This is a genomic window from Stenotrophomonas sp. TWI1183 (assembly GCF_039673115.1).
In the GTDB taxonomy this organism is placed as follows: Bacteria; Pseudomonadota; Gammaproteobacteria; order Xanthomonadales; family Xanthomonadaceae; genus Stenotrophomonas; species Stenotrophomonas maltophilia_AA.
The window spans coordinates 224,499-251,412 of record NZ_JBDJKZ010000002.1; the positions used below are offsets into that span (position 1 = coordinate 224,499).

Below are 26,914 nucleotides of genomic sequence, written 5' to 3' on the forward strand. Positions count from 1 at the left end.
CGCTGCTTTCGCCGTCGTCCTCGTGGCTGCCGGCATGCTCGCGCCCCTGTCAGCGCACGCTGGCGAGGAAGCCGTGGACGCAGCCGCCCTCACGCGCACCGTCACCGCGCTGGATGATCAGGTCTTCGACGCTTACAACCGCTGCGACCTGGATGCCTTCGCCGGCTACTTTTCGCCGACCGTCGAGTTCTATCACGACAGCGGTGGGGCCACCTTCGATCGCGACACGGTGGTATCCAACACGCGGAAGTACATTTGCCACAAGGTGCGCCGCGAACGGGTTCCGGGGACGCTCAAGGTCTACCCGATCAAGGATTTCGGCGCGATCGAGGAAGGCGAGCACCGCTTCTGCGAGGTCGCGACCGGCAACTGCGAAGGCAGCGCGAAGTTCGTGATGGTCTGGCAGCACAAGGACGGGCAATGGCAGCTCACGCGGGTGCTGAGCTACGGCCATCGCGCGTTGACCGAGGCTGAGAAGGCTGCGCTGGAGCCGACGGGAACGAGGTAGGGCCTGAGCGGCCAGCAATGCACAGCGCCACTGCGGCAACCGCGAAGCCGCTGGTGAGCCAGAGATTGGCGGTCAGGCCGAGCCGATCCAGCACCTGACCGCCCAGCCACGCGCCGGATGCGATCCCGACATTGAAGGCACCGACATACAGTGCGGAGGCGACTTCGATCGCCCCCGGCGCCGCCTTCATCATCCACGTCATCAAGCCCACCGACACCCCGCCGTAGGCCAACCCCCACGCCAGCAGCGCCATGGCACCGCCCAGGCGCGAATCGCCGATGGACAGGAACAGCAACGGCGCCAGCACCAGACCCGCTGCGATCAACGACACCGTCAGTCGGGTACGTCGTGCCGCCACGATACCGGCCAGGAAATTGCCGGCCATGCCTGCGGCGCCGTAGCCGAACAACAACGGCCCGACCCAGCGCGTGTCGAACCCCGGGACGGACAGCAGCAGCGGCCGAACGAAGGTGAAGGCGATGAAGTGTCCCGCGACCAGCAGGAAGGTCAGCATCAACCCACGCTGCAGCGCGCGGTTGCCCAGTTGATGACCGAACTGGCGCAGGGTCGTCGTGCCGGACGGCGGCAGCCCGGGCATGACGGCCAGATGCAGGGCGAGCACGGCGGTACCCAACAGCGCCATGCTGCCGAACGCCCAACGCCATCCCAACAGCTCCCCGATCAGCGCGCCGAGTGGAACGCCCAGCACGGAAGCAGCCGCCACGCCGCCAAAGATGAGCGATGTGGCCAGGCCGACCGATCGGGTTGCCACCAGCCGCACCGCCAGGCCGCCGGCAATCGCCCAGATGCCTCCCATGCACAGCCCGACCAGCACGCGGGCCGCCAGCATCCAGCCCAACGTGGGTGCGAAGGCCGCGCCCAGGTTCGCGATCACCAGCAGGACCAGCAGCGCGCACAGCAGCGAGCGCCGATCCAGTCCGCCCGCGCTGATCACCACCAGCGGTGCGAACAGCGCGGCCAGCAGGGCGGGCAGCGAGATCATCAGGCCCGCGGTGCCGGCGCTCGTGTCCAGCGCCTCGGCGATCGGGGTCAGCAGGCCGACCGGCAGCATCTCCGTGGTGACGACCGAGAAGGTCGCCAGGCTCACCGCGGTGACCGCCCACCACGGGTGGCGGGGTGTCGATGGCGCGTGCGCCTGCATCAGCAGATCTCCAGGGTGCGTGAATCGCGCGGACGCAACACGCCGTGCGCGATCGCCGCCGCCAGCAGCACCGCGCCTCCTGCACACAGCGCAACCAGGTACCCAGCACGCGGCCCGTGTGCATCCACCCCGTAGCCGGAGATCGCGGCGCCCAGCGCCACGCCCACGTTCAGCGCCGCCAGCAGCCAGGTCATGCCCTCGGTGAGCTGGCGCGGCGGCACCTGCTGCTCGGTCAACGACATCGCCACGATCATGGTGGGGGCGAAGAACACGCCCGCCACGAAGACCGTCACGGCCAGCGCGCCGATGCTTCCCACCAGCAGCAGAGGCAACGTGGTCACTGCGGTCGCGATCCCGCCCAGCAGCAGCAGGCGGCGCAGGGGCGTCTGCAGGGTGAGCGCACCGAACAGCACGCCGGACAGGCAGGAGCCGGCGGCATACGCGCACAGCACGATGCTGGCGGCAGCGGGCTGCCCAAGGTGTGCGGCGAAGGCGACGCTGACGATATCGACGGTGCCGACGATCACGCCCATGGCGACCATCAGCACGGCCAGCCACCGCACGCCGGGCAGACGGATGACGGACGCAGCAGGCGCGGCATTCCGTCGTGCCGCTTCGACCGGGGGCTCGGTCCTGCGCTGCGCGATCAGCGCAAACGCACCGATCGGCAGCAGCACGGCCGCGGCAAGCACACCCGCCTGCGGCAGCACGGCGACCGCCAGGCCGACCGACAGCGGCGGCCCGGCGATGAAGGTGACTTCGTCGAACACGGTTTCCAGCGCGTACGCCGTCTGCAGCTGCGGTTGCCCGCGGTAGATCGCGGTCCAGCGCGCACGCACCATCGCCGACATGCTGGGCATGGCGCCGGCCAGCAAGGCGCCGAAGAACAGCAGTGCGGCCGGCGCCGCCCACCACGATGCGCCAAGCAGGAGCAGCAGGCCGAACACGCTGACGCCGGTAGCCACCGGCAACACCCGGCGCTGCCCGTGCCGGTCCACCAGACGGGAGACCTGGGGTGACAGCACCGCGTAGGTCAGCACGAACGTGGCCGCCACCGCGCCGGCCAGCGCATAACTGCCGCGCACCTGGGCGAGCAGCGTGATGATGCCGATGCCGGTCATCGGCAAGGGCAGCCGCGCCAGCAGGCCCGCCAGGGCGAAGCCGGTGCTGCCCGGGGCCGCGAACAGCGCGCGATAAGGGTGGGTCATGGGGTGGTTCACCCGGTCTCTTCCAATTTACATACACATCGTATGTTTAAAATCCTATATACATACGCTTCGGATGTAAACAAGCGTCCACCCCCGCACGCAAGGAGAGGCCGATGGCCCGTCGTACCCGCGCCGAGATGGAGCAGACCCGCGCCACCCTGCTGGCGACCGCCCGCGCGGTCTTCAGCGAGCGCGGCTACGCCGATACCTCGATGGACGACCTCACCGCGCAGGCCGGCCTCACCCGTGGCGCGCTCTACCACCACTTCGGCGACAAGCAGGGGCTGCTCGCGGCCGTCGTCGATGAGCTCGACGCGGAGATGGACGCGCGCCTGAAGGCGATCTCCGACGCCGCCGTGGATCCGTGGGAGGGATTCCGGCTGCGCTGCATCGGGTACCTGGAGATGGCCCGCGAACCCACCATCCAGCGCATCGTGCTGCGCGATGCGCGCGCCGTGCTGGGCGGTGCCTCGCCGGAATCGCAGCGTCACTGCATCGATTCCATGCAGCGTCTGCTGGCGCACCTGATCGATCTGGGTGTGGTCGCCGAGGCCCATCCGCAGGCCCTCGCCTCCCTCGTGTACGGCAGCCTTGCCGAGGCGGCGTTCTGGATCGCCGATGGCGACGATGGCGATGCGCGGCTTGCACAGAGCGGGGTTGCGCTGGAGCTGCTGCTGCGCGGGCTGCGCTGCAGCGCGCCGACGTCCCCAGGCGACCTGCCCGCCTGACGGCTTCACAGCTCGCCTCGCGCCGATACCCTATGGTGTCCGCCCCGCGCCGCCTGCCGTCCCGAGGCCGGTGCATCCGACCCCCTGCCGACCGCGAGTACAGCTTGAGCTCTTCACCTTCCCCCGGTTCCCACGGCGAGCGTGATGCCGAGCGCTTCAGGATGGCACTGGCCGCCGGTGCGATCATCGGTACCTGGTTCTGGGATGTTGCCCAGGACAGCCTGACCGTCGACGATGCCCTGGCCCTGGCCCATGGCCTCGACCCGGCGCTGGCCCGCACCGAACTGCGCCTGGAGCAGGTCGTGTCCGCCGTCCACCCCGACGACCGCGCCGGCCTGGCCGAGGCGATTGCCGAAGCGGTCCGCCGCGGTGGCCGCTATGCCCACCAGTATCGAACCCGCGGCGCCGACGGCGCCTATCGCTGGATCGAGGCGATCGGCCGGGTAGACCTCGACGCGCACGGGCAGGCCGTCGGTTTTCCCGGGGTGCTGATCGATATCGATGAGCGCCGCCGGATCGAAGCAGAGCGCGACCAGGCGCAGACCCTGCTGCGCTCCTTCGTCGAGGCCGCACCCGGCGTGCTGTACGCCAAGGACCGGCAGGGCCGGATGCTGATCGGCAACCGCGGCACCACCGAGCTGATCGGCCTGCCGCCGGAGATCTACGTCGGCCGCACCGACGCCGAGCTGCTCGGCGACCCTGCCCAGGCAGCCATCGTGATGGCCACCGACGAGCGCGTCATGGCCAGCGGGCAGACCGAGCAGCTCGAAGAAGAAGTGAGTTTTCCCGATGGCCGGCGTGCGCAATGGCTGTCGACCAAATCACCCCTGCGCGACGCCGACGGCGTGGTGGTGGGGCTGGTCGGCACGTCACTGGACATCACCGACCGCAAGGCCGCCGAGGCCCGTCATCTGGAAGCAGAGGAGCGTTATCGGCTGGCCGCCCACGCAACCAATGATGCGATCTGGGACTGGCGCATCTCCGATGGCCAGGTCATCTGGAACGAAGCACTGACCACCCTGTTCGGCCATGCGCTGAGCGAGACCAGCGCGCAGTGGTGGCTGGATCACATCCATCCGGACGACCGGGCGCGCGTGGACAGGGACATCCATGCCGTGATCGAGGGCGGTGGAACCGCGTGGAACAGCGAGTACCGGTTCCGTCGCGCCGACGGCAGTTTCGCCTCCGTGCTCGACCGCGGCACCGTGCTGCGCGGCGGCGTGGGCGAGCCCCTGCGGATGATCGGCGCGATGCTGGACCTGACCATCCGTGAGGCGGCCGAAGCCGCGCTCGCCCAGAGCGAGGAACGCCTGCGCTTTGCCACGGAGGCCGGTGACATGGGCTTCTGGGATGTGGACCTCGTGCGCGACGCGCTGATCTGGCCGCCCCGGACAAAGGCGATGTTCGGCATCTCGCCCGAGGTGGCGGTATCGATGAGCGACTTCCATGACGGGCTGCATCCCGACGACCGCGCCGCCACTGTCGCCGCGTTTGCGGCGGCCGCCGATCCGGCGCGGCGCGCGCTCTACGACGTGGAATACCGCACCGTCGGCAAGGAAGACGGCGTGGTGCGCTGGGTCGCGGCGAAAGGACGCGGGCATTTCGAGGGCGACCGCTGCGTCCGGGTCGTGGGCGTGGCAATCGAGATCACCGCGCGCAAACTGGCCGATGCCCGGCTGCAGGAATTGAACGAGCACCTGGAGAGCCGGGTGCTGGAAGAAGTGGCACAGCGCACGCGCGTGGAAGATGCCCTGCGCCAGAGCCAGAAGATGGAGGCGGTAGGCCAGCTGACCGGCGGCATCGCGCACGACTTCAACAACATGCTTGCCACCGTGATCGGCCCGCTGGACCTGCTGGCGATGCGGATGGGCGACAGCGATCCGCGCGCCAAGCGCTACATCGACATGGCCATCGACGGCGCGACCCGCGCCGCGCAGCTCACCCAGCGCCTGCTGGCGTTTTCCCGGCAGCAGCCGTTGCAACCGGTGCCGTTGGATGTGAACCGGTTGGTGGCCGGGATGTCGGACCTGCTCGTGCATTCGCTGGGCAGCAGCATCCGCCTGGAAACCGTGCTGGCTGCACAGGTCTGGTGCACGTTCGCCGATGCCAACCAGCTGGAGAACGTGATCCTCAACCTGGCGGTCAACGCGCGCGACGCACTGCCCGGTGGCGGGCGACTGGTGGTGGAGACCGCCAACTGCACGATCGCCGACCATGACGGTGCCGCAGCGGCAGAGGTCCCCGAGGGCGAGTACGTCCGGATCACCGTGGCGGACAACGGCAGCGGCATGCCGCCCGAGGTCATCGCCAAGGCCTTCGATCCGTTCTTCACCACCAAGAAGGTGGGGCAAGGCACCGGCCTGGGCCTGTCCCAGGTGTACGGCTTCGTCAAACAGTCGGCCGGCCACGTGAACATCGATTCGACCCCGGGACAGGGAACCACGGTGACCCTGTATCTTCCGCGCCGCAGGGTGGATGTCGCGCCATCGCCCCCGGCCGGAAGAGAGGACAACCGCGCCCTGAGCGGTGGCCGGGAACTCGTCCTGGTCGTCGAAGACGAACCCGGCGTACGGCAGTTTTCCGTCGAAGCGCTGACCGAACTGGGCTACCCGGTGCTCGCGGCCGAGGGAGCCGCCACGGCGCTGACCCTGCTCGACCGCCATCCCGACATCGCGCTGCTGTTCACCGATGTGGTCATGCCGGAGGTCAACGGGCGGCAGCTGGCCGATGAGGCGCGCAGGCGGCGGCCGACGCTGAAAGTGCTGTTCACCACCGGCTACAGCCGCAATGCGCTGGAGAACGATGGCGTGCTCGACCCCGATGTCCACCTGATCGGCAAGCCGTTCACGCTGGAGGAACTGGCGTTGCGGGTGCGGGCGGTGCTCGCCGAGGTGCGCTGAGCGGCGCTTGACGGCAAGGGGATTTTCTCAATACTGCGGCAATGCTCAGCCAACACTTCCTGTTCTTCTTCGCCATGCTGGGTGCCTTCAATGGCGTGGTGGCAGCGTCGGTACTGTGGTGGCGGGCCAAGGGCGAAACAACGCAGCGCTGGCTGGCGCTGCTCATCCTGATGATCGGGGTGCGAACGGGGAAGTCCGTGACCTTCCATTTCTGGCCGGAGGTTCCCTTCGCCGTTCTCCAGCTCGGGCTGACCGCGTGTTTCATGATCGGGCCCTGCCTTTATTTTCTGGTGCGCTCCAGCCAGGAAGACCCTGCCCGGCCCGGGAAAGCCGATCGCTGGCACCTCGGCGCGTTGCTCCTCCTTGTCGCGGCGGTCACTGTCCTGCTTCCCTACAGCCGCAACGTCGAGCTGTGGCGGCATACCATCGCGCCCGGCATCAACTACGCCTGGCTGGGCTATCTGCTCCTCACCACTGCCCTCGTCCATCGCCACCGCGCACGGCTTCGGACCTCCCGGTCCGGCCCCCTGCTGCTGGGCGCCCTGGCAGGGATCTGGATCATCTGGATCGCGTACTACACCGGTGGGTACACCTCCTACATCGTCGGTGCGCTGTCCTTTACCTTCGTTCTGGTCGTGAGCATTCTGATCTGCCTCCGCCTGCGCTCGGGGCAGGCGCCGATCGAGCCCTATCAGGACCGTCGGATTCCCGCCGCCGAAGCGAACGTGGCATTGCAGGCGCTGGCTGACCTGATGGCGGGCGAGCGTTTGCATCTTGACGCTGGCTTGACCCTGCCGCGCCTCGCACGACGGCTGGGTATCCCGCAGACCCGGCTGTCGCAGCTGCTCAATGACAACAACCAGACCTCGTTCAAGCAGTACCTGACCCAACTGCGGGTGACCGAGGCGAAGGCGCTCCTGCAACAGAGTCCGGCCAAGTCGTTGGACGTCGTCGCCCAGGAAGCGGGCTTCCAGTCCATGTCGACCTTCTACAGCGCATTCAAGAAGTGCGAAGGGATCACGCCCGCCGCGTTCCGCACGGCCGCAGCGCACTCCTAGAAGCGATTCCCGTACTCCGGGAAGACACCGCAACACGTTGATTGGAAAGCGATTGGATACGGTGCTGGCGCTGGCGTTGTGCAGACCCATCTCGTGCGCCCTATCCCGGAGGCTTCCCGTGCGCGTTCATCGATCCATCGTCCTGTGGCCCCTTGTCGCCGTCCTGACCGTGCAGACCAGCGGGGTCCGGGCCCACCCCGTGAGCGCCACGCCCGCCGAGCGCCACGCGCAGGTGGATGCGGTCTTCGCCCCATGGAACAGCACCACCACGCCCGGCTGTGCGGTGGGAATCTCGCGCGACGGCGTGGTGGATTACACGCGCGGGTACGGGATGTCGAACCTGGAGTACGACGTTCCCATCACCCCCCAATCGGTTTTCCTGGTCGGCTCCATCTCCAAGCAGTTCACTGCTTTCGCGATCGCACTGCTCGCGCAGGACGGGCGCGTGTCGCTGGACGATGACATCCGCACCTACCTCCCGGAGATGCCCGACGTAGGCCAGACGATCACCCTCTCGCACCTGATCCATCACAGCAGCGGCCTGCGCGAGCAGGGGCAGCTGCTGTACCTGGCCGGCTGGCGCAGCGACGACATGATGACCCAGGCCGACATGCTGTCGGTCGCGACGCAGCAGCGTGGGCTGAACTTCGCGCCGGGATCGGAGACGCTCTACAACAATCTCGGCTACACCCTGCTGGCCGTGATAGTGGAGCGTGTCTCGGGCAAGTCGCTGGCAGCCTTCACCGACGAGCGGATCTTCCGGCCGCTGGGCATGAACGACTCGCACTTCCAGGACGACCACACCGGGATCGTGCGGCGTCGTGCTGCCGGCTATCAGGCGCACGCAGAGGGAGAGTGGCGGATCAGCATCCCGGCGTCCGACTACTACGGTCCGACCGGCTTGTTCACCACGGTGGGTGACCTGCTGAAATGGCACGACCACCTCAGCCATGCGCGCGTTGGAGGACAAGCGCTGGTGACAGCCATGCAGACGTCGGCGGAGACCCGCGATGGCGTGGCGACCGGCTACGGCGGTGGCCTTTTCATCCGCACGTATCGCGGCCTGCGCACGGTGGGTCACGACGGTGTGCACGCCGGCTATCGGACCGATTCCATGGCCTTCCCCGACCAGGGGCTGGCCATCGTAACGCTGTGCAATGGCGCCTCGATCCTGCCCGCCGAGCTGACGCAGCGGGTCGCCGAGGTCTATCTCGGCGATCGCATGACGGCGACGGCCCCGGCAGTGGACGTCGCCGAGGCCGACGTGTCGGCGCTGGCGGGTGTCTATTGGAGCGCACTGACGGATGAGGTGGTGCGGGTGGAGGCGAGGGACGGTGCATTGCGTCCGCTGGGCGCATCGTCGGCGCTGGAATCCCTCGGCAACGGGACATTCCGCATGGGCCAGGCCGCGCAGTGGCACTTCCGTGCCGCGGTGGACAGGCAGGACGCCCTCGAACTGCAGATCTGGGATGCCTGGCCTGCACCGAGAACCTTCACCCGCGTCACCGAGCCGATGCCTGCGGGGCCAACGCTCACCTCTTTCACGGGGGAATACCGCATCGACGAGGTCGACATGACCTATGAGGTCGTGATGGCGGCAGGGAAGCTGACGATGCGTTGGCCGCGACAGTCCGAGCTTGTGCTAGAGGCCGTCGGCGGTGATCGCTTCATCAGCGGCGCATGGACGGTGACCTTCACGCGTGCGGCGTCGGGCGCGGTGGATGGGCTGACGATGTCCGCACGCCGCCTCCGGCGCATGCGCGCGGAACGGATCACCGCGGCGGCGATACCTGCGCGGCCAGCGGGCACCAGCGTGTCGGTGAGCCGCGGCCGCTGACCAAGCGGTCCAAGCCACGCTGCCACAACGTTCCACGCCGAATTTCAAACGAACGCTTGAAACACGCGTAACTTCGTCGAACTGGACACGATCCACCAGTTCCGCCAGACTCCGCCCTTTCCTGTTGTTCGGCACCCATGGCGAAACTGCTGGTCCTGCATGGCCCCAACCTCAACCTGCTCGGTACGCGCGAGCCGGGGGTGTATGGGCACACCACGCTGGCGCAGATCGACCAGGCCCTGCTGGCCCAGGCGCAGGCCACCGGCCACGCCGTGGAGGCGCTGCAGTCCAACGCCGAGCACGTGCTGGTGGACCGGGTCCAGGCGGCCCGTGACGACGGCACGGCCTTCATCCTGATCAATCCGGCGGCGTTCACCCATACCTCGGTGGCCCTGCGCGATGCGCTGGCCGCGGTGGACGTGCCCTTCATCGAGATCCATCTGTCCAACCCGCATGCACGCGAGCCCTTCCGCCAGCACAGCTATTTCAGCGACAAGGCGATCGGGGTGATCTGTGGGTTCGGTGCGGACAGCTATCGCTATGCGATGGATGCGGCGTTGACCCGGCTGGCGGCCGCCTCCGCGTGATGACACTGCCGCGTGTCCTCGCCAGCGTCGTGCTGTGGGGCTGCCTGTGTGGCGCCGCCATCGCCGGCGACCGCGAGGATGAGGGCATCGACTGCGCGCACCCGGTCACCACGATGGAGAGCGACCTGTGCGCCTCGGACGTGGCGGCCGCCGCCGACGTCGAACTCAATGCCGTGTACGCGCAGGCGCGCCGGCAGCTGCGCTCCCCGGCCGACGGCGGTGCCTGCAGCTGGTGCGGCAACGCCGAGCAGCAGCTGGTGCTGGCCCAGCGCGCCTGGGTCGAACTGCGCGACCACGACTGCGACGCGGTGTACCTGTTGAATTCCGACGGATCGGCCCGCAATGGCGCGCAGATGCGCTGCCTGACCACCCTCACGCGTGACCGCATCCGCCAGCTGCGCGACTTCTACGAATTGCTTTGACCCGAGCGCACCGCGCTTCCCACCACACTGACACCACGAGCTAAAGAGGCCCCTATGGATCTCCGCAAAATCAAGAAACTGATCGACCTGCTGGAAGAGTCGAACCTCGCCGAAATCGAAATCAAGGAAGGCGAAGAGTCCGTGCGCCTGTCGCGCGCGCCCGTCTCCGGCTACGGCATGGTGCAGGCCCAGCCGCAGATGATGATGGCCCCGGCGCCGGCCCAGGCCGCCGCACCGGCGATGCCGATGCAGTCGCCGACCGAAGCCTCCACCGGCGGCACCGCCAAGGCTGGCAATGCCCTGCCCGATGGCCACGTGCTGCGCGCGCCGATGGTCGGCACCTTCTACTCGTCGTCCTCGCCGGACAAGCCGGCCTTCGTGTCGGTCGGCCAGGCCGTCAAAGCTGGTGAAACGCTGGCGATCATCGAAGCGATGAAGATGTTCAACCCGATCGAAGCCGATGTCTCCGGCACCATCGTCGCCATCCTGGGCGAAAACGGCCAGCCGGTCGAATTCGACCAGCCGCTGTTCGTGATCGGCTAAGGATTAGTCCATGCTCGACAAAGTCGTTATTGCCAACCGAGGGGAGATCGCGCTGCGCATCCTGCGCGCGTGCCATACCCTGGGCATCCGCACGGTGGCTGTGCATTCCACGGTCGACCGCAACCTCAAGCACGTGGCCATGGCCGACGAGTCGGTCTGCATCGGTCCGGCACCGTCCTCGGAGAGCTACCTCAACATCCCGGCCCTGATCGCCGCGGCGGAAGTCACCGACGCCCAGGCCATCCACCCGGGCTACGGCTTCCTGTCGGAGAACGCCGACTTCGCCGAGCGTGTGGAAGAATCCGGCTTCATCTTCATCGGCCCCAAGGCCGACACCATCCGCCTGATGGGCGACAAGGTGGAAGCGATCCGCGCGATGAAGGCCGCCGGCGTGCCGTGCGTGCCCGGCTCGGGCGGCCCGCTGACCGACGACATCGTGGCCAACACCAAGATCGCCCGTGAGATCGGCTACCCGGTCATCATCAAGGCCTCCGGTGGCGGTGGCGGCCGCGGCATGCGCGTGGTGCATGCCGAAGCCTCGTTGAAGGCGGCGATCGAGACCACCAAGTCCGAAGCCAAGGCCGCTTTCAGCAACGATCAGGTCTACATGGAGAAGTTCCTGGAGAATCCGCGCCACGTGGAGATCCAGGTGCTCGCCGACGGCCAGGGCAACGCCATCCACCTCGGTGAACGCGACTGCTCGATGCAGCGCCGCCATCAGAAGGTGGTGGAAGAAGCGCCGGCACCGGGCATCACCACCGAGCTGCGCGATGAGATCGGCAAGGTCTGCGTGGAAGCCTGCATCCGCATCGGCTACCGCGGCGCGGGTACCTTCGAGTTCCTGTTCGAAGACGGCCGTTTCTACTTCATCGAAATGAACACCCGCGTGCAGGTGGAACATCCGGTGACGGAGATGGTGACCGGCATCGACCTGGTCTGCGAGCAGCTGCGCATCGCTGCCGGCCAGAAGCTGACCATCAAGCAGAGCGACGTGGTGCTGACCGGCCACGCGATCGAGTGCCGCATCAACGCCGAAGACGCCGAAACCTTCGTGCCGAGCCCGGGCCAGATCACCGCGTTCCATCCGCCGGGTGGCCCCGGCGTGCGCGTGGATACCCACATCTACAGCGGCTACCGCGTGCCGCCGAACTATGACTCGATGATCGGCAAGCTGATCGTGCACGGTCCGGATCGCGAGACCGCGATCGCGCGCATGCGCGTGGCGCTGAGCGAACTGGTCGTGGACGGCATCAAGACCAACGTCGCGCTGCAGCAGCGCATCATGCGCGACAAGGGCTTCCAGGCCGGTGGGCAGAACATCCACTACCTGGAAAAGCGCCTGGCCGAACGCAAGAACAAGTCGATCGCGTTGACCTGATCGACGCGCTCGCGCGGGACGCTGGACAGCAGAAAGGCGGGGATCTCCCCGCCTTTTTGTTTGTCTGCGTTTTTTCCGCTGCCCTATCCGAGCCCGCCCATGAACTGACGCACCACGTCGGCGGCCGCCTGCGGGTTGGCCTGCAGAAGCAGATGAGGGCCCCCCACGGTGTGCTGCTGTGCCTGCGGCAGCAAGCGTGCCCATTCGTGCTGCGCCCGCGCAGGCAGGAGGCGGTCATGCGAGGCCTGCAGACACAGCATCGGCACTGCAATGTCGGGCAGGGCCGCACGCGCATCAACCTCAAGCACGGCACGCAGTCGCGCGCGCAGGACCGGAACAGTGACCTGGGCCAGCGCCTTCCGCAGGGCGTCCCGCAACGCTGGCGTTGCCCAGCGACCCAGCAGCCACCATGACAGCGCTGGCGACGACATGCCCCGCATCGGCACATACGGCAGCAGCGGGCGCAGCGCGCGCCCGGCGGGCCAATGCGCGCGGGCAAAGGTCGTGGAGAGGATCAGCCCCTGCAGTCGCGAAGGCGCAGCGGCGGCGACGGTCAGCGCCAACGGCCCCGAGAACGACTCCCCCAACAGCACGAACGGCGCATCGCGCGGCAGCGCCGCCTGCACGAAGGGCAACAGCGCGGGGTAATCAAGAGGAACATCCCGCGGGTAGGCGATGACCGAGGTGGCCACGCCCCGCGCGGCCATCGCATCGATGAAGGCGGTATGCAGCGTGCCGGTGGCATCCATGCCCGGCAATACGATCAGCGCAGGCAGGTCGGACACCGCCGCCCCTGTCTGGCTGTCACTTGGCGGTATCCGCCGCAGTGACCTGCGAGTTCTTCACCGGCTCCACGCCCAACGACGAGGTCGGGTCCATGATCACCATCGTTTCGGTGGAGCCATCCGGCCACACCACCTGGAAGGTGCTGCCGGTGGGCAGCGAAGCGAACGGCATGCCACTCTGCGCGCGATACACCGCAGCGACCTGGCTGGCACCGGCGCGACGCACTTCGGCATCGGCCTTCACCGAGGTCAACTGCACTTTGGACAGGCTTCGGTACCGATCGTCATAGGTATCGATCATCACCAGGCCCACCGCTCCGGCCGAGTACGCGACAAACAACGCCACCCAGAACCAGAATTTGGCACCGTGCAGAATTCGACGGTAATTCATCGCCCATTCCTCTGCTTGACCAGCTCTTCGACCAACACGTTCATTTTCCCCGCACCTTGCCGCGATACCGCAGCGTCATACACAAAAGTGGCAAAGTCCTGCCCACCGTCCTGCGAACAGATCCCTCCGTTCGCGCAGAAATTATTCATCAGCACGCTGTCCGGCCCGCAGGCCATGCCCAGCTCGCAGGCGGCCAGCCGCCAGGCCAGTTCGCTGAACTGATCGCCGGCCACCAGGCCGCTCATCGCGTTGTCGCCACTGGCACGCTGGCCCATGCCCGGCGCCAGCGCCATGTAGGCTTCCGGATCACGCGAATCCATCACCCGCTCGACCAGCCCGCGGCGATAGCCCGGCCCGGTTTCCAGCGGCTGGCCCTCGGCGAACAGCGAGGCCTCGGCGGCGAGGTTGCCGGCCTTGGCCGACTGCAGCCGCTGCGCCAGGATCAAGGGCCGGCCCAGGTTGTCGCTGCTGACGAAGCCCGCGCAGCGCCGAGAGACGCGCTCGCGTGCAGCGACCATCGGCGCCGACGCGCTCATGCCCATACCGGTCAACAGCGTGTTGTCGAGCTGATAGCCGCCCGGGTCCATCGCATACATCGCGCAGTAGTCGTAGACGCGGCTGACCATCCACCCGGCCTCGGCGTTGCCGTTGGCCGCCTGCAGCTGCAGGCGCTGCGCATAGGCGAACAGGTCGGTGTCGCCTTCGATATCGGCACGCAGGTCCAGCGGCAGGCCGGACGCCACCGCCGTGCCGCGCTCGCTGCCGAGCAGGCGCCGGGCCAGTTGCCGGGCTTCGGCCGGGACCGCGTTGGGGGCGCTGCCGGCCTGCGGCTCATCCATATGCGAGGAAGACGGATCGGCGTGCAACACCCGATCGCCCGCGCGATAGCCCACCACCCCCAGCAACGCCAGGGCCGGTACGACCAGCAACCAGGTTTTCAGGGTCGGCACGAGCGCCATGGGCAGAAGTCACACGCTGTCCGTGATGGACAGCAGGAGTTCAAGTTTAGCAAGCGGCTGCAGCGGTGTCTGAACCAGCCGTCGGGCCGATCTTACCGGCCGGCGAGACGAGCGTCCGGCGGCACGGCCGGGACCATCGCCCCGCACTGGTCTAACATGCACGGTTTTCCGCCGGTCCCTGCCCCCATGCCCTTCCTGGAACTCACCCTGCACTGCACCGAAGCCACCCAGCCGCGCTATGAGAATGCGCTGGACGACGTGGGCGCGCTGGCGGTGACCCTGCTCGATGCCGATGCCGATACCAGCAACGAGCGCGCGATCCTGGAACCGGGCGTGGGCGAGACCCCGCTGTGGAACGACCTGGTACTGACCGCGCTGTTCCCCGGCGATACCAATGCGCTGGCCCTGCTGGCCGCGCTGGACGCCTTCGATCCGGGCCTGGACTGGGCCAACGCCAGCTTCCGCGCCGTGGCCGACGAAGACTGGGAACGCGCCTGGATCGACCAGTTCCAGCCGATGGCCTTCGGTGATCGCACCTGGATCGTGCCGTGGAACCATGAGCTGCCGGAGGCCGCACAGGCCGACGATGCTGCCGTGGTCCGCCTGGATCCGGGCCTGGCGTTCGGCTCGGGCACCCACCCGACCACCGCGCTCTGCCTGCGCTGGCTGGACGGCCTGGCCGCCGAGGGCGCGCTGGCCGGCACCACCGTGCTCGATTTCGGCTGCGGCTCGGGCATCCTCGCCCTGGCCGCGCTGAAGCTGGGCGCGGCCCGCGCGGTCGGCGTGGACAATGATCCGCAGGCGGTGCTCGCCACCGGCGACAACGCCGAGCGCAACGGCCTGCAGGACCGCGTGCAGGTCTATCTGCCGCAAGACGAACCGCAGGCGACGTACCCGGTTGTGGTGGCGAACATCCTCGCCTCGGCACTGGATGCGCTGGCCGATGTGCTGGCTGCGCGCGTCGCCCCGGGTGGTCGCATCGCGCTGTCGGGCATCCTGCACGGGCAGGAAGGGGAACTGCTGGAGCGCTACGCCCCGGCCTTCGAACAGCTGGCCGTGGCGCAGGATGGCGACTGGATGCGCATCACCGGCGTCCGCCGTGCTTGAATAGCCTGTCTCCTGCCCGGTCCCGTGCCCATGTCCGAGCCTCCGATGCCGCCGCGACGCCCGATCGCCACGTTCCTGCGTCCGTCCGCGGAGGCGCCGGCCAATCCCGCTGAGCCGGTGTCCCTCTCCCACGAGGAGACGCCTGCGGCGTCGACAACGTCCATGGACGATCGCATCGCACCGCTGGCGGTGGAACAGGTGATCGACGCCCAGCCGGTGCATGCGCCGCAGCCGTCCGTGTCGCAATCCCGATTTGGATTCGCCGACGAACGCGCAGCCGATGTCGAACATGCGTACGTCGGCGAAACTGCACCGGCTCCCGCACCGGCCGCCGGGACGGGAGCGCCGTCGCACCCGCTGCCGGATGACGTGCACGCCCACGATGAGGACGCGCGCGGCCCGGCCACCGCTGCCCTGCCGCCGGCCGAAGCGGTCACCACACCCAGTTTCCTGCGCCTGCCCGGTGCACGCCTGCGCACGCCACGCTGGCAGTGGGGCATGGTGGCCGGGCTGGCCGCCGTGCTGCTGGTGCAGATCGCGGTGGCCGACCGCGCACGGCTGGCCGCCGATGCCGGTACCCGCCCGTGGATCGCCGGGTTGTGCAGCGTGCTGCGCTGTTCATTGCCGGCGTGGCGCGAGCCGGCGGCCTTCAGCATGCTCAGCCGTGATGTACGCCCGGTGCCGGGCCAGGCGGGTGCGCTGCAGGTGCAGGCGAGCATCCGCAACGACGCGCGATGGGCCCAGGCCTGGCCGTCGCTGCGGCTGTCGCTGTCCGATGCCGATGGCCGCGTGATCGGCACCAATGTGTTCGCGCCGGCCGACTATCTGGATCGCGCGATGGACCCGGCCGCCACGCTGGAACCAGGACAAAGCGCACAGATCAGCTTCCGCGTGCGGGAGCCTGCAGCGTCTACCGTCGCATTCACCTTTGAGTTCCTCTAAGGCACCGCCGGGGCCGCCGGAGCGTGGCAGGCGGCCGACGCACGCGCTAGACTGACCCCATCACCCTTCCGCCGTGGGCTGTTGTCCGCCCCGGCTCTTGCACCGGGAAACTCCTTGAACGCTGTCCTTTCTCGTCCTGACAACAGTCGTGGCGCGCCCAAGCCACCCCTGCGTGAACACGTCGCCCAATCGGTCAGGCGCTATCTGCGGGACCTGGATGGCTGCGATGCGGACGATGTCTACGAGATCGTGCTGCGCGAGATGGAGATTCCGCTGTTCGTGGAAGTGCTCAATCACTGCGAAGGCAACCAGAGCCGCGCCGCCTCGATGCTGGGCATCCACCGCGCCACCCTGCGCAAGAAGCTGAAGGAATACGGCATCACCACCTGATGCCGGCGGGCACACATCGTGCCCAGCGGGAGAAGGCCGGATCGAGCAGCCCTCGGTGCCGGCCTTTGTCGTTTTTACGGGCCGCCCGGCCGGCGCAGTGTCCGCCGAAGCGGCCATGCCAGCGTCACAGGGCCTACAATATGGCCCCGCTCCGCTTCGATCTCCTGCCCCCATGAGTTCCGATCTGCTGCCCGTGCGCCGGGCCCTGCTGTCCGTTTCCGACAAAACCGGTCTGATCGACCTGGCCCGCGCCCTCGCCGCGCGCAACGTGGAGCTGCTCTCCACCGGCGGTACCGCCAAGGCGATCCGCGAGGCCGGCCTGGCAGTGAAGGACGTTGCCGACGTCACCGGTTTCCCGGAAATGATGGACGGCCGGGTCAAGACCCTGCATCCGATGGTGCACGGCGGCCTGCTCGGCCGCGCCGGGCTGGATGACGCGGTCATGGCCGAACACGGCATCGGCGCGATCGATCTGCTGGTACTGAACCTGTATCCGTTCGAGTCGGTCACCGCCAAGGCGGACTGCACGCTCGAAGACGCCGTGGAAAACATCGACATCGGTGGCCCGGCGATGCTGCGCTCGGCTGCGAAGAACTTCGCCCGCGTGGCGGTGGCGACCGACCCGTCGCAGTACGCCGAGCTGCTGGCCGAGCTGGACGCCCACGACGGCAAGCTGTCGGCCGCCAAGCGTTTCGCCTTCTCGGTGGCCGCGTTCAACCGCGTGGCCCAGTACGACGCGGCGATCAGCAATTACCTCTCCGCCGTGACCACCACCGACACCGCCGTGCCGCTGCGCAGCGAGTTCCCGGCGCAGATGAATTCCAGCTTCGTGAAGGTGATGGACCTGCGCTACGGCGAGAACCCGCACCAGAGCGGCGCGTTCTACCGCGACCTGTACCCGGTGCCGGGCACGCTGGCCACGTTCCAGCAGCTGCAGGGCAAGGAACTGAGCTACAACAACCTGGCCGATGCCGATGCCGCGTGGGAATGCGTGCGTCAGTTCGACGTGCCGGCCTGCGTCATCGTCAAGCACGCCAACCCGTGCGGCGTGGCCGTGGGCGCCGGCAACGGCGATGCCTATGAGCTGGCCTATGCGACCGACCCGACCAGCGCCTTCGGCGGCATCATCGCCTTCAACCGACCGCTGGACGCCGCCACCGCGCAGGCGATCCTGGACCGGCAGTTCGTCGAAGTGCTGATCGCCCCGGACTTCGAACCGTCCGCGCTGGAATACGCGCAGAAGAAGGCCAACGTGCGCGTGCTGCGCATTCCGCACGGCGACGGCCGCAACAACTACGACATCAAGCGGATTGGTTCCGGCCTGCTGATGCAGAGCGCCGACAACCGCGGCATGGCGCGCGACGAACTGACGGTGGTGAGCAAGCTGGCGCCGACCGAGAAGCAGTTCGCCGACCTGCTGTTCGCCTGGAAAGTCGCCAAGTTCGTCAAATCCAACGCCATCGTCTACGCCAAGGACAACCGCACCATCGGTGTCGGCGCCGGCCAGATGAGCCGCGTGTACTCCGCGCGCATCGCCGGCATCAAGGCGGCCGATGCGAACCTGGTGGTGGAAGGCTCGGTGATGGCCTCCGATGCGTTCTTCCCGTTCCGCGATGGCATCGATGCCGCTGCTGCCGCCGGCATCAAGGCGGTCATCCAGCCGGGTGGCTCGATGCGCGACAGCGAAGTGATCGCGGCCGCCGACGAGCATGGCCTGGCCATGGTGTTCACCGGTGTGCGTCACTTCCGCCACTGATCCGCGGGACGACACGGATGTCTCCATGGCAGACCCGATGCCTTGCAGCGCTGGCGCTCGCCACCGCTGCGGGGTTGGCCAGCTGCACGCCGGCCAGTGAACCGGCGGCGCCGCAGCCAGCCCCCGATACCGTCGCGCCCTCTCCCGGCCTGATCGCCCACGTCAGCCGCAGCACGCGCCTGCAGGGCTTTCTGATCGAGCGCTACGGCAAGGCCGCCACGCTCTCGGGGAAATGGCGTGGGAGCTGGACCCAGGACGGCGACACCCGCCTCACTGATTGGCATGTGTGTGCCGAGCAACCGGTGGTCACCGGCGACAGCTGGCAACAACTGCTGGCCGTCTGCGGTTCACCGCTGGACGGTGCACACCCGGACCCGGGCGCGATCGACTTCTTCGTGCTGCGTCCCGAGGCGGACCGCTTTGCCGTGGCCGCCGAGCTGACCGGGCAGAACTTCGGCAGCCGGGGCGAGCCCGGCACCGTGCAGATCCTCCGCGCCGGCAGCGACTTCTACGGCTTCCGCATCGAGCACGGCTGGTTCGGCCAAGGCTATTCGCTGATCACCCAGACGCTGGTGTTGCCCGGCCCGAACGGGCTCGTGGAAGCCGGGGGCGTGCGCAGCCATATCGACAACACCGCCGCCTACGACTGCGACGACGCCGATGCTGAACCGGACTGCCAGGCGCGGTTGTTCAACCTCGATTTCACCCTGCGCTTCGACGACCGCGATCCGGCGGCACGGCAGTGGCCGCTGCTGATCGAGGAGACCGGCCTGGGCTGCAGCGGGCAGCCGGTGCGGCGCGAACACCGCTTCACCCTGGACCCGACGACCTGGACATATGCGTTTCCCGAAGCGCTTCAGCGCGAAGGGTGCGAGTGAGGCGTTCATGCGCACTGGCAGTTGCGGCGCTGGCGCTGCTGGCCGGCTGTGACCGCACACCCGCGCCTTCCGGACCCGCCAAGCCGCACCGCGTGCTTGACACCACGGCGCAGCCGGAAGACACGATCCACGTCAGGGGCGATCAGACCCAGCGCCTGCAGGCCTTCCTTCGCACGCGCTATGGCAACAAGGCCGTCCTGGATGCGCCATGGAAGGACGACTGGGAGGACACCGAGGTCGAGGCGCTGCGCCCGGTCACCCGCAGCGTGTGCGCGCGTGACACGGTCACTGCCGACGGTCATGAGCAGACCCTGCTGGCGGTATGCCAGACCCTGGACGACGCGGCCACCGTCGAGCCGGGCCGGGTCGATCTGTATGTGCTGCGCGTGGGCAAGGACGACGAAGCAGCCAACCGAGGCGGCGTGTTCGCCCCGCTGCTCGCCAATGATCCACTCCTGGTGATGGCCCAGCGCCTGCAGGGCCCGTACGGCCGCCGCGGCGCACCCGGCAATATCCAGATCGCGCAGCTTGGCCCACAGCGCCGCGCGTTCCAGATCACCCATGAAGAACACCGACGCGGCCATCGGTACATCTGGCGCAGCTACATCGCCGAGCACAACCATCGCCTGCGCGATGTCGCCCGGTACCGCGACCACCTCGACAATCTCGCCCTGCATCACTGTGACGGCGCGCCGTCGTCCTGCGGAAGCGCGGTCTTCGCGGTCGACTTCATCACGACGGTGGGCGACAGCACTGCCGTGGATGGCTACTGGCCGCTGACGGTGCGCGCCAGCGGCCACGACTGCACAGGCCCGGCGACCGAGTACTACCACCTCATCTTCGATGCCCGGCAGCGCGCGTATCCCGTGCCGGATGACCTCCAGCGCGACGGCTGCGCCGACAGCTGATGCTGTGGGTGGCCACGGCAACCGACCGCCCGAATGCACCCGCCGCCCGCACCGCGTAAAATCACGTTCCTGCCCTCTTACGCGAGAACTGCATTGAAGATCCTGGTCATCGGCGCTGGCGGCCGCGAACACGCCCTGGCCTGGAAGCTGGCCCAGTCCGCGAAGGTCCGCGAGGTCATCGTCGCGCCCGGCAATGCAGGCACCGCCACCGAGCCCAAGTGCCGCAACGTGGACGTCAAGGTCACCGACCTGGACGGCCTGCTGGCGCTGGTCGGCACCGAAGACATCGGCCTGACCGTGGTTGGCCCGGAAGTGCCGCTGGTGGCCGGGGTCGTCGACCGCTTCCGCGCCGCCGGCCACCGCATCTTCGGGCCGACCGCCGCCGCCGCGCAGCTGGAAGGCAGCAAGGCGTATGCGAAGGACTTCCTGGCTCGCCACGGCATTCCCACCGCGTTCTATGCCGTGCACACCGAGGTCGAACCGGCGCTGGCCTACCTGCGGGAGAAAGGCGCGCCGATCGTGGTCAAGGCCGATGGCCTGGCCGCCGGCAAGGGCGTGATCGTGGCGATGACCCTGGCCGAGGCCGAGGACGCAGTGCGCGACATGCTCTCCGGCAATGCCTTCGGCGATGCCGGCGCCCGCGTGGTGATCGAAGAGTTCCTGGACGGCGAAGAAGCCAGCTTCATCTCGATGGTGGACGGCAGGACTGCGCTGCCGATGGCGACCTCGCAGGATCACAAGCGCGTCGGCGACGGCGACACCGGCCCGAACACCGGCGGCATGGGCGCGTACTCGCCAGCCCCGGTGGTGACCGACGAAGTGCATGCGCGCGTGATGCGCGAGGTGGTCAACCCGACCGTGCAGGGCATGATCGCCGACGGCATTCCGTTCACCGGTTTCCTCTATGCCGGCTTGATGATCGATGCCAGCGGCGCGCCGAAGGTGATCGAGTTCAACGTGCGCTTTGGCGACCCGGAAACCCAGCCGGTGATGCTGCGCCTGCAGTCGGACCTGGTGGACCTGGTCGAAGCGGCGATCGACGAGCGTCTGGACACCGTGGAGGCGCAGTGGGATCCGCGGCCCTCGCTGGGCGTGGTGATGGCGGCCTCGCCGTATCCGGAAACGCCGATCACCGGCGACGTGATCCACGGCCTGGAGGCCGTCGCCGCGACCGCCAAGGTGTTCCATGCCGGCACCACGCTGGACGCGCAGGGCCAGGTGCTCAGCGCCGGCGGCCGCGTGCTGTGCGTGGCGGCGTTGGGCGGCACGGTAGGCGAGGCACAGCGCAACGCCTACGCCGGCGTCGGTGCGATCCATTGGGCCCACGAGTTCCACCGCCGCGATATCGGCTGGCGGGCGATTGCGCGCGAGCAGGGCTGAGGCAGCCTGCAGGCAGCGACGGCTGCCGTGCAGCGCAAAGGCCCGGCATTGCCGGGCCTTATCATTTACTCCAGCGGCTTACTGCATCACGCAGTAAACAGCGCCTTCATCTTCTTCAGCGCGTTCGCCTCGACCTGGCGGATGCGTTCGGCCGACACGCCGTACTCATCGGCCAGCTCCTGCAGCGTCACCTTGCTGTCCGCGTCCAGCCAGCGACGGCGGATGATGTCGCGCGAACGCGCATCCAGCTCGGCCATGCCTTCGCGCAGCAGCTGCAGCTGATTGTCTTCGCTGTCCATTCGCTCATACGCCATCGAAGGATCTTCTTCGTTGGCGCGCAGATAGGCAGCCGGCGACGGCGGCGCATGATCGTCATCGTCATCGCTGGAGAGATCGAAACCGATATCGCGGCCGGACAGGCGCGACTCCATCTCGAGCACTTCGCGCTCGGACACGTTCAGGTCCTTGGCCACCGCACTGACTTCCGCCGCGTTCATCCAGCCCAGACGGGTCTTGGACTTGCGCAGGTTGAAGAACAGCTTGCGCTGCGCCTTGGTCGTGGCGACCTTGACGATGCGCCAGTTCTTGAGGATGAACTCGTGCATTTCCGCACGGATCCAGTGCACCGCGAACGACACCAGGCGAACGCCCATGTCCGGGTCGAAGCGCTTCACCGCCTTCATCAGGCCGATGTTGCCTTCCTGGATCAGGTCGCCCAGCGCCAGGCCGTAGCCGTTGTAACCACGGGCGACGTGCACCACGAAGCGCAGGTGGGAATGGACCAGCTCGCGCGCGGCGTCCAGGTCCAGCTCGTCGCGGAAGCGGCGGGCCAGGTCCTGCTCGTCATCGACCGACAGCACCGGAATCTGGTGCACGGCACCGATGTAGGCGTCCAGCGAACCGAGCGCACTGGGAATCGGGAGATTGTTTGCCACAAGGGCAGTAGAGGTGTTCTGGCTCATAGCACTCATCTTAGCAGTCCCGGAATTGGACTGCTAAAGGGGAAAGAAGTTCCAGCGTTCTGTTCATGGGATGCTGGCACCGATCACCCGGCTAACGTACCGCGAAATGATGACAGTGGCGAGGGGCTGGAGATCAGGCGTCAAGTCAAATGAAATCAACGACATAGAGCGATGAATTGGGCGATGGCGCGTGTTTTCTGGCTGAACGGGCCGCCGGGAAGCGCCCATTCATGCCGGAAAGGTTGTCGGCAGTTCAGCCAGGCATGGCCTGGCTCTACCCCCAATCACCCATCGGACCACTCGCGCCATGGCGCCGAACCGAATCGTCCCCAAACCCGCCGCCCAACACCGCGATGCCCGGTAGTGCCACGCCATGCGTGGCAGGCCCAAACCCACCGAAGCCGCAAACGACGCCATGCGTGGCAGGCCGGAACCATCCGAAGCCTAGTAATACCCCGCCATGTTCAGGAAGAACCCCTTCTGGTCGTACTTCAGCTCGGTCATGTCATCGCTGAACTCGGTGAAGTTGTAGCCCACCCCGACCTTGAAGTTCTCCCCGACCCGGCGGTCCACGCCCACCAGCCAGCCCTTGCGCACGCCACCGTCGCGCACCTTCAACCAGCGGTGCTCGGCCAACCCTTCCCATTGCGCGAACAGGCGATAGCGCAGCTGCAGCGCGGCGAAGTCGGCGCGGCTGTCCAGCCAGGCGCCCTCGCCACGGCCGGTGCGGTAGTCGCCCCAGCGCGAGGCCAGCTTGCCGGCCACTTCCCAGCGCGCGCCCAGCTGACGGATCCCTTCCAGCGAGAGGATCTGCGAGCGCTGGTCGTACAGGTTGCCGCCCTCCTGCCCCAGCGATGCCACATCGTAGAGATAGGTGAACTTGCCGAAGCCGGCCCAGCGCGTGTTGTCGTGCGGGCGCCAGGCGAAGCCCATGTTGGTCTCCACCAGCTTGGCGTCGGCCAGACGGTCGATGCGGTCTTCGGTATCGGCATAGTTCGCGCGCAGGGCGAAGCGCCAGTCTTCGTTGAGCTTGTACAGCAGGCGGTTGGTGGTCACCCACTGCTCGCGCTGCTCGGCCCCACTGTCGCGCCGATACTCCAGCTTGCTGTTCCACTGCGCTACGGCATCGGTACGTCCGCCGCTCACGCTGTAGGCGCGGCGATCGACACGCCCCAGGGTGGAATCCAGCTCACCGTCCATGATCGTGAAGCCCAGGTTCCAGCCCTGCGCGGGATAGAAGTCCATGCCGAAGGTGTGCACGATGCCTGCGCTGTCCTGGCGACGGTCCTTCAGATACTGGCTCTCGTTGTAAACGTTGACCTGGTTGCTCAGTCGCCAGCGCTGGCCCAGCGTCCAGCCACTCTGCAACCCGGTATCGAACAGCGGATCGGTGCCGGTGCGGTCGGTGCTGTAGCTGTAACTGCCGTACAGGCTGTGGTCCGGTGCCATGCGGTACTCGCCATCGACCTTGGCGCCGTGGCCGCGGCTGCCGCCACTGACTTCCGCGCCGACACTGCTGCGGTCGCCGAACAGATACCGCGCGCCCAGCGTGAGCAGGTCGTTCTTCTCGTACGCGCCACCGTCATCATCCAGCGTGACCTGGCCGGTACCGTACAGCTCCCACGACGCGCCGAAGCGCTGGCGGTAACCGATCGCGGCCAGCAGCGCGTCCACGCTCTGCAGCTCCTGTTCCTCGCGCACGCGGCGCAGCTCTCCGGTCAGCTGGCCGTCGTTGCCCAGTCGCCACTCCGCGGTCAGCTGGCTCTGCTCCAGCGCCAGTTCGCCCTGCTCGGTGCGGGTGTGCCGGCCGTACAGACTGACGTCGTCGGTGAGGTAGCCGAGGAATTCGGCACCGTATTCCTGGATCGGCAGCCCGGTGTCCTGGCGCGCGACCGAGAAGCCGGCATCGACGTCGCGCCACCACGCCCCCAGGCTCCAGTCCTGCGTCGTCCAGCCCAGCTCACGCAGGTTGGCACGCGCTTCCACCGCGCTGGCGGTGCCCGAGCGCCGGCCTTCGTAGGGATTGCGACGGATGAAGCTCAGGCCGCCGTTGTCCGAATAGAACACCGGGGCGGCAGTCGCTTCGGTGCGGGTCTGCTCCATCTTCAGATACGTGCCACGTCCGGCCTGCAGGGTGAGGTCGGCGCCCTTGAGGCTGTAGTTCTCGCCGCTGCGGTTCTCGTCGATCCAGGTGCCGCCGATCGCCACGTGGTCGCCGATCCATTGCCGACCGCGCGCACCGTAGGTCACGTCATCGCTGCTGAAGCCCAGCGGCACGTATTCGTAGTCCACCAGCAGCAACTGGTCGTAGCCGTCGAGGGGCATGTCGCGGGTGATGCTGCGCACGTTCTCGCGGGTCAGCTGCGCCAGTGGACGGGTCAGGATCAGGCGGCCCTGCAGGTTGTCGATCTCGTAGTCCACGCCCTCCTGCAGGGTGGCGCGCGTTTCGGTGCGGCCGGTGGTGCGGTCGCGCACTTCCAGCACCACCTGCTCCGAGCCCGGCAGCACGTCGGTGTGGCGCAGGTAGTACAGACTGCCGCCGGTGCCGAGGAATTCACTGTGGCCCGGGGCGGACTGCGCTTCCGAGCCGAACACCTTCACCTGCGAGCGCGCCTCGCCCAGCGGCGTGGCCTCCAGCGAACGCCAGTTCAACGCACCGCCATACAGCGAGCGTACGTACTGGCCATATTCGGTGCCGGTGATGCCAGTGGCGTAGTTGCCCCACACGGCCTGGCTCTGATCCCAGTCCACGCGCAGGTACAGCCGGCCCTGCGTATCCACGTCGCGGTAGGTGGTGGAGTCATCGCCATACACCGGGTAATACAGGTCTGGATCCAGGCGGCGGAACACGTCCTGCGCGTCGGCCTGGGTGAAATCGCGGAACAGGTACTTCAGCTCGCGGTCCTGGGTGTCGGCCTGTGCAGTGACCAGGTATTTGCCGCGCAATTTGCCCTTCAGGTAGAACGCCAGCCGGCCCTCGCTGAGGAAGCTGTCGTCGTCGCGGTCATCCGCCGCCAGGGGCTGCAGATTGCCGCTGGCGCTGTTCTTGGACACGGTGACATCGGCGATGGCAACCAGGAACAGGTAGCGGCCGGTGACATCCACATCCAGCTGCCGCTGCGCGGAGGGCGCATCGCGGGATTCGACACTGACGTCGTAGCGATGCTCGCCGACCGGCTCGAGGAACTCGGCCGCGAACTTCTGCTCCAGGTCGACCGGGAAGTCCTGGCCGTTGATGCGCACCCGGCTGTTGGGTTCCAGGTTGCGGCCATACAGACGCACGCGCGAGCCGTGGATGGGAATGTTCTGCAGTCGGAGCATGCTCTGCCCGTAGATGCTGTTGCTGAGCTGCAGGTCCTGCGCGCTGTCGCCATCCAGGGCCTGTCCCAGCGTTTTCTGCACGTTCTCGCGGGTGATCTGCAGGCCCCGGTCGAAATCGGCCGGGGTGACCAGCTGGATGCGCTGCAGGCGGGTTTCATCGAACGCCCCACCAGCACCGTAGGCGCGCGCGACGTAGATGAGATCGTCACCGGTGCGCAGCTTGATCTGCGGCGGCAACTCACCGCTCCACTCGGCATCGCCAACGTAGTCTGCCGGCAACTCGATGCGGGCCAGCGGCGTGACCAGATCGGTATCGGTACCGCGATACAGCGTCACCTCCAGTTTCTGGATGAAGGAGGCGTAGTTGTTGTAACTGTGGAAGCGCAGCGGACGGATCACCCGGCCATTCTCGAACGGCACGGTGGCAGCGGCCTGCACGCTCAGGCTGGGCGGCACCATGGTCGGATCTTCGGTCGCCCACACCACGCCGCCGTTGGGCAGCTCGGCCATGAACTGGCCGCCGCGCGCCGCCACGTCCGGGGTGACTGCCGGTGACGCCGGTACCGTGCCGGCCACGGGGAGATCGGTGCGGCCCGGCAGCGGCAGCGCGGGCGCGTCGTCATCGCCGATGCGCAGCAGCAGCCCGTCATCGCTGCGGCAGCTGTCGGCTTCGCAGCGGATCGGCGCGGGGGACGCCGCCGGTGCAGTCTGCTGGGCGGCCGCAGGCGTTGCCAGCAGCACGGCGCTGGCCAGGCCGACGATGAGGCGGCGGGAGATCGGGCTCGGAATCAGGGTCATGTCCAT

General features: G+C 67.7%; 23 protein-coding genes. 16 read left to right on the forward strand and 7 right to left on the reverse strand.

What is annotated here, in order from left to right; genetic code table 11:
- Positions 1 to 34 precede the first annotated feature (34 nt).
- Complete coding sequence (locus ABE434_RS03400; RefSeq protein WP_346477827.1) at positions 35 to 508, forward strand: nuclear transport factor 2 family protein; 474 nt, start codon at positions 35 to 37, stop codon at positions 506 to 508.
- Here the strand turns inward: ABE434_RS03400 and ABE434_RS03405 are convergent.
- Together ABE434_RS03405 and ABE434_RS03410 are read right to left on the reverse strand one after the other, a co-directional pair.
- On the reverse strand, positions 429 to 1,670 hold the full coding sequence (locus ABE434_RS03405; protein ID WP_346477828.1) for an MFS transporter: 1,242 nt from the start codon (positions 1,668 to 1,670) through the stop codon (positions 429 to 431). The two genes, ABE434_RS03400 and ABE434_RS03405, sit on opposite strands and share 80 nt — an antisense overlap.
- Positions 1,670 to 2,878, reverse strand: a complete 1,209-nt coding sequence (locus ABE434_RS03410) for an MFS transporter (RefSeq protein WP_346477829.1) — start codon at positions 2,876 to 2,878, stop codon at positions 1,670 to 1,672. Before ABE434_RS03410 ends, ABE434_RS03405 begins: the two co-directional genes overlap by 1 nt.
- Before the next feature lie 113 nt (positions 2,879 to 2,991).
- On the opposite strand from ABE434_RS03410, the gene ABE434_RS03415 reads away from it, so the two are divergent.
- From ABE434_RS03415 to accC, 8 genes are all read left to right on the forward strand, one after another.
- Positions 2,992 to 3,606 (forward strand): TetR family transcriptional regulator, encoded by a 615-nt coding sequence (locus tag ABE434_RS03415; RefSeq protein ID WP_179459895.1) that lies wholly within the window; start codon positions 2,992 to 2,994, stop codon positions 3,604 to 3,606.
- A gap of 104 nt (positions 3,607 to 3,710) precedes the next feature.
- The gene (locus ABE434_RS03420) at positions 3,711 to 6,506 is read left to right on the forward strand and encodes a PAS domain-containing protein (protein ID WP_346477830.1); all 2,796 of its coding nucleotides are present in this window, start codon (positions 3,711 to 3,713) and stop codon (positions 6,504 to 6,506) included.
- A 41-nt stretch (positions 6,507 to 6,547) separates the two neighbouring features.
- The gene (locus ABE434_RS03425; protein WP_346477831.1) at positions 6,548 to 7,564 is read left to right on the forward strand and encodes a helix-turn-helix domain-containing protein; all 1,017 of its coding nucleotides are present in this window, start codon (positions 6,548 to 6,550) and stop codon (positions 7,562 to 7,564) included.
- 199 nt (positions 7,565 to 7,763) lie between these two features.
- Positions 7,764 to 9,401, forward strand: coding sequence for a serine hydrolase domain-containing protein (locus tag ABE434_RS03430; RefSeq protein WP_346477832.1), 1,638 nt, complete (start codon positions 7,764 to 7,766; stop codon positions 9,399 to 9,401).
- A gap of 137 nt (positions 9,402 to 9,538) precedes the next feature.
- Entirely contained in the window at positions 9,539 to 9,988 is a 450-nt protein-coding gene (gene aroQ / locus ABE434_RS03435; RefSeq protein WP_346477833.1) for a type II 3-dehydroquinate dehydratase, read from the forward strand.
- Complete coding sequence (locus tag ABE434_RS03440) at positions 9,988 to 10,410, forward strand: lysozyme inhibitor LprI family protein (RefSeq protein ID WP_179459890.1); 423 nt, start codon at positions 9,988 to 9,990, stop codon at positions 10,408 to 10,410. The genes aroQ and ABE434_RS03440 overlap by 1 nt, the downstream gene beginning before the upstream one ends.
- A gap of 54 nt (positions 10,411 to 10,464) precedes the next feature.
- Entirely contained in the window at positions 10,465 to 10,953 is a 489-nt protein-coding gene (accB, locus tag ABE434_RS03445; RefSeq protein WP_121040377.1) for an acetyl-CoA carboxylase biotin carboxyl carrier protein, read from the forward strand.
- Between the two features lie 10 nt (positions 10,954 to 10,963).
- Positions 10,964 to 12,331: an acetyl-CoA carboxylase biotin carboxylase subunit gene (accC, locus tag ABE434_RS03450; RefSeq protein WP_176988012.1), complete on the forward strand. Its 1,368-nt coding sequence runs from the start codon at positions 10,964 to 10,966 to the stop codon at positions 12,329 to 12,331.
- An 83-nt stretch (positions 12,332 to 12,414) separates the two neighbouring features.
- Here accC and ABE434_RS03455 read toward each other — a convergent pair whose 3' ends face one another.
- From ABE434_RS03455 to ABE434_RS03465, 3 genes are read right to left on the reverse strand one after another with little or no spacing between them, the layout of a single operon-like run.
- Positions 12,415 to 13,116, reverse strand: a complete 702-nt coding sequence (locus ABE434_RS03455; RefSeq protein WP_346477834.1) for an alpha/beta fold hydrolase — start codon at positions 13,114 to 13,116, stop codon at positions 12,415 to 12,417.
- A gap of 19 nt (positions 13,117 to 13,135) precedes the next feature.
- Positions 13,136 to 13,507: a hypothetical protein gene (locus ABE434_RS03460; RefSeq protein ID WP_176988010.1), complete on the reverse strand. Its 372-nt coding sequence runs from the start codon at positions 13,505 to 13,507 to the stop codon at positions 13,136 to 13,138.
- Positions 13,504 to 14,466 (reverse strand): hypothetical protein, encoded by a 963-nt coding sequence (locus ABE434_RS03465; RefSeq protein WP_346477835.1) that lies wholly within the window; start codon positions 14,464 to 14,466, stop codon positions 13,504 to 13,506. Before ABE434_RS03465 ends, ABE434_RS03460 begins: the two co-directional genes overlap by 4 nt.
- Before the next feature lie 186 nt (positions 14,467 to 14,652).
- On the opposite strand from ABE434_RS03465, the gene prmA reads away from it, so the two are divergent.
- The 7 genes from prmA to purD all read left to right on the forward strand — a co-directional run bounded on the left by prmA (position 14,653) and on the right by purD (position 21,827).
- On the forward strand, positions 14,653 to 15,573 hold the full coding sequence (gene prmA / locus ABE434_RS03470; protein WP_346477836.1) for a 50S ribosomal protein L11 methyltransferase: 921 nt from the start codon (positions 14,653 to 14,655) through the stop codon (positions 15,571 to 15,573).
- 30 nt (positions 15,574 to 15,603) lie between these two features.
- The gene (locus tag ABE434_RS03475; RefSeq protein WP_346477837.1) at positions 15,604 to 16,515 is read left to right on the forward strand and encodes a DUF3426 domain-containing protein; all 912 of its coding nucleotides are present in this window, start codon (positions 15,604 to 15,606) and stop codon (positions 16,513 to 16,515) included.
- 114 nt (positions 16,516 to 16,629) lie between these two features.
- The gene (fis, locus tag ABE434_RS03480; RefSeq protein ID WP_026069829.1) at positions 16,630 to 16,905 is read left to right on the forward strand and encodes a DNA-binding transcriptional regulator Fis; all 276 of its coding nucleotides are present in this window, start codon (positions 16,630 to 16,632) and stop codon (positions 16,903 to 16,905) included.
- Between the two features lie 172 nt (positions 16,906 to 17,077).
- Complete coding sequence (gene purH, locus ABE434_RS03485; protein ID WP_346477838.1) at positions 17,078 to 18,661, forward strand: bifunctional phosphoribosylaminoimidazolecarboxamide formyltransferase/IMP cyclohydrolase; 1,584 nt, start codon at positions 17,078 to 17,080, stop codon at positions 18,659 to 18,661.
- A gap of 17 nt (positions 18,662 to 18,678) precedes the next feature.
- A complete protein-coding gene (locus ABE434_RS03490) occupies positions 18,679 to 19,539 on the forward strand; it encodes a hypothetical protein (RefSeq protein WP_346477839.1) in 861 nt (286 codons plus the stop codon).
- 92 nt (positions 19,540 to 19,631) lie between these two features.
- Positions 19,632 to 20,447 (forward strand): hypothetical protein, encoded by an 816-nt coding sequence (locus ABE434_RS03495; RefSeq protein WP_346477840.1) that lies wholly within the window; start codon positions 19,632 to 19,634, stop codon positions 20,445 to 20,447.
- Positions 20,448 to 20,540: 93 nt separating this feature from the next.
- Positions 20,541 to 21,827 carry a phosphoribosylamine--glycine ligase gene (gene purD / locus ABE434_RS03500; RefSeq protein WP_346477841.1) on the forward strand — a complete coding sequence of 429 codons (1,287 nt, stop codon included), beginning with the start codon at positions 20,541 to 20,543 and terminating at the stop codon, positions 21,825 to 21,827.
- Between the two features lie 86 nt (positions 21,828 to 21,913).
- Here purD and rpoH read toward each other — a convergent pair whose 3' ends face one another.
- Positions 21,914 to 22,789, reverse strand: a complete 876-nt coding sequence (gene rpoH, locus ABE434_RS03505) for an RNA polymerase sigma factor RpoH (RefSeq protein ID WP_019183519.1) — start codon at positions 22,787 to 22,789, stop codon at positions 21,914 to 21,916.
- A 444-nt stretch (positions 22,790 to 23,233) separates the two neighbouring features.
- Positions 23,234 to 26,908, reverse strand: a complete 3,675-nt coding sequence (locus tag ABE434_RS03510; protein ID WP_346477842.1) for a TonB-dependent receptor — start codon at positions 26,906 to 26,908, stop codon at positions 23,234 to 23,236.
- Positions 26,909 to 26,914 lie beyond the last annotated feature (6 nt).

Bases quoted from the DNA above. Each gene is read 5' to 3' on its own strand.
- ABE434_RS03400 (WP_346477827.1), top strand. From the start codon at position 35: ATGCTCGCGCCCCTGTCAGCGCACGCTGGCGAGGAAGCCGTGGACGCA.
- ABE434_RS03405 (WP_346477828.1), bottom strand. From the start codon at position 1,670: ATGCAGGCGCACGCGCCATCGACACCCCGCCACCCGTGGTGGGCGGTC.
- ABE434_RS03410 (WP_346477829.1), bottom strand. From the start codon at position 2,878: ATGACCCACCCTTATCGCGCGCTGTTCGCGGCCCCGGGCAGCACCGGC.
- ABE434_RS03415 (WP_179459895.1), top strand. From the start codon at position 2,992: ATGGCCCGTCGTACCCGCGCCGAGATGGAGCAGACCCGCGCCACCCTG.
- ABE434_RS03425 (WP_346477831.1), top strand. From the start codon at position 6,548: ATGCTCAGCCAACACTTCCTGTTCTTCTTCGCCATGCTGGGTGCCTTC.
- aroQ (WP_346477833.1), top strand. From the start codon at position 9,539: ATGGCGAAACTGCTGGTCCTGCATGGCCCCAACCTCAACCTGCTCGGT.
- ABE434_RS03440 (WP_179459890.1), top strand. From the start codon at position 9,988: ATGACACTGCCGCGTGTCCTCGCCAGCGTCGTGCTGTGGGGCTGCCTG.
- accB (WP_121040377.1), top strand. From the start codon at position 10,465: ATGGATCTCCGCAAAATCAAGAAACTGATCGACCTGCTGGAAGAGTCG.
- accC (WP_176988012.1), top strand. From the start codon at position 10,964: ATGCTCGACAAAGTCGTTATTGCCAACCGAGGGGAGATCGCGCTGCGC.
- ABE434_RS03460 (WP_176988010.1), bottom strand. From the start codon at position 13,507: ATGAATTACCGTCGAATTCTGCACGGTGCCAAATTCTGGTTCTGGGTG.
- ABE434_RS03465 (WP_346477835.1), bottom strand. From the start codon at position 14,466: ATGGCGCTCGTGCCGACCCTGAAAACCTGGTTGCTGGTCGTACCGGCC.
- prmA (WP_346477836.1), top strand. From the start codon at position 14,653: ATGCCCTTCCTGGAACTCACCCTGCACTGCACCGAAGCCACCCAGCCG.
- ABE434_RS03475 (WP_346477837.1), top strand. From the start codon at position 15,604: ATGTCCGAGCCTCCGATGCCGCCGCGACGCCCGATCGCCACGTTCCTG.
- purH (WP_346477838.1), top strand. From the start codon at position 17,078: ATGAGTTCCGATCTGCTGCCCGTGCGCCGGGCCCTGCTGTCCGTTTCC.
- ABE434_RS03490 (WP_346477839.1), top strand. From the start codon at position 18,679: ATGTCTCCATGGCAGACCCGATGCCTTGCAGCGCTGGCGCTCGCCACC.
- rpoH (WP_019183519.1), bottom strand. From the start codon at position 22,789: ATGAGCCAGAACACCTCTACTGCCCTTGTGGCAAACAATCTCCCGATT.
- ABE434_RS03510 (WP_346477842.1), bottom strand. From the start codon at position 26,908: ATGACCCTGATTCCGAGCCCGATCTCCCGCCGCCTCATCGTCGGCCTG.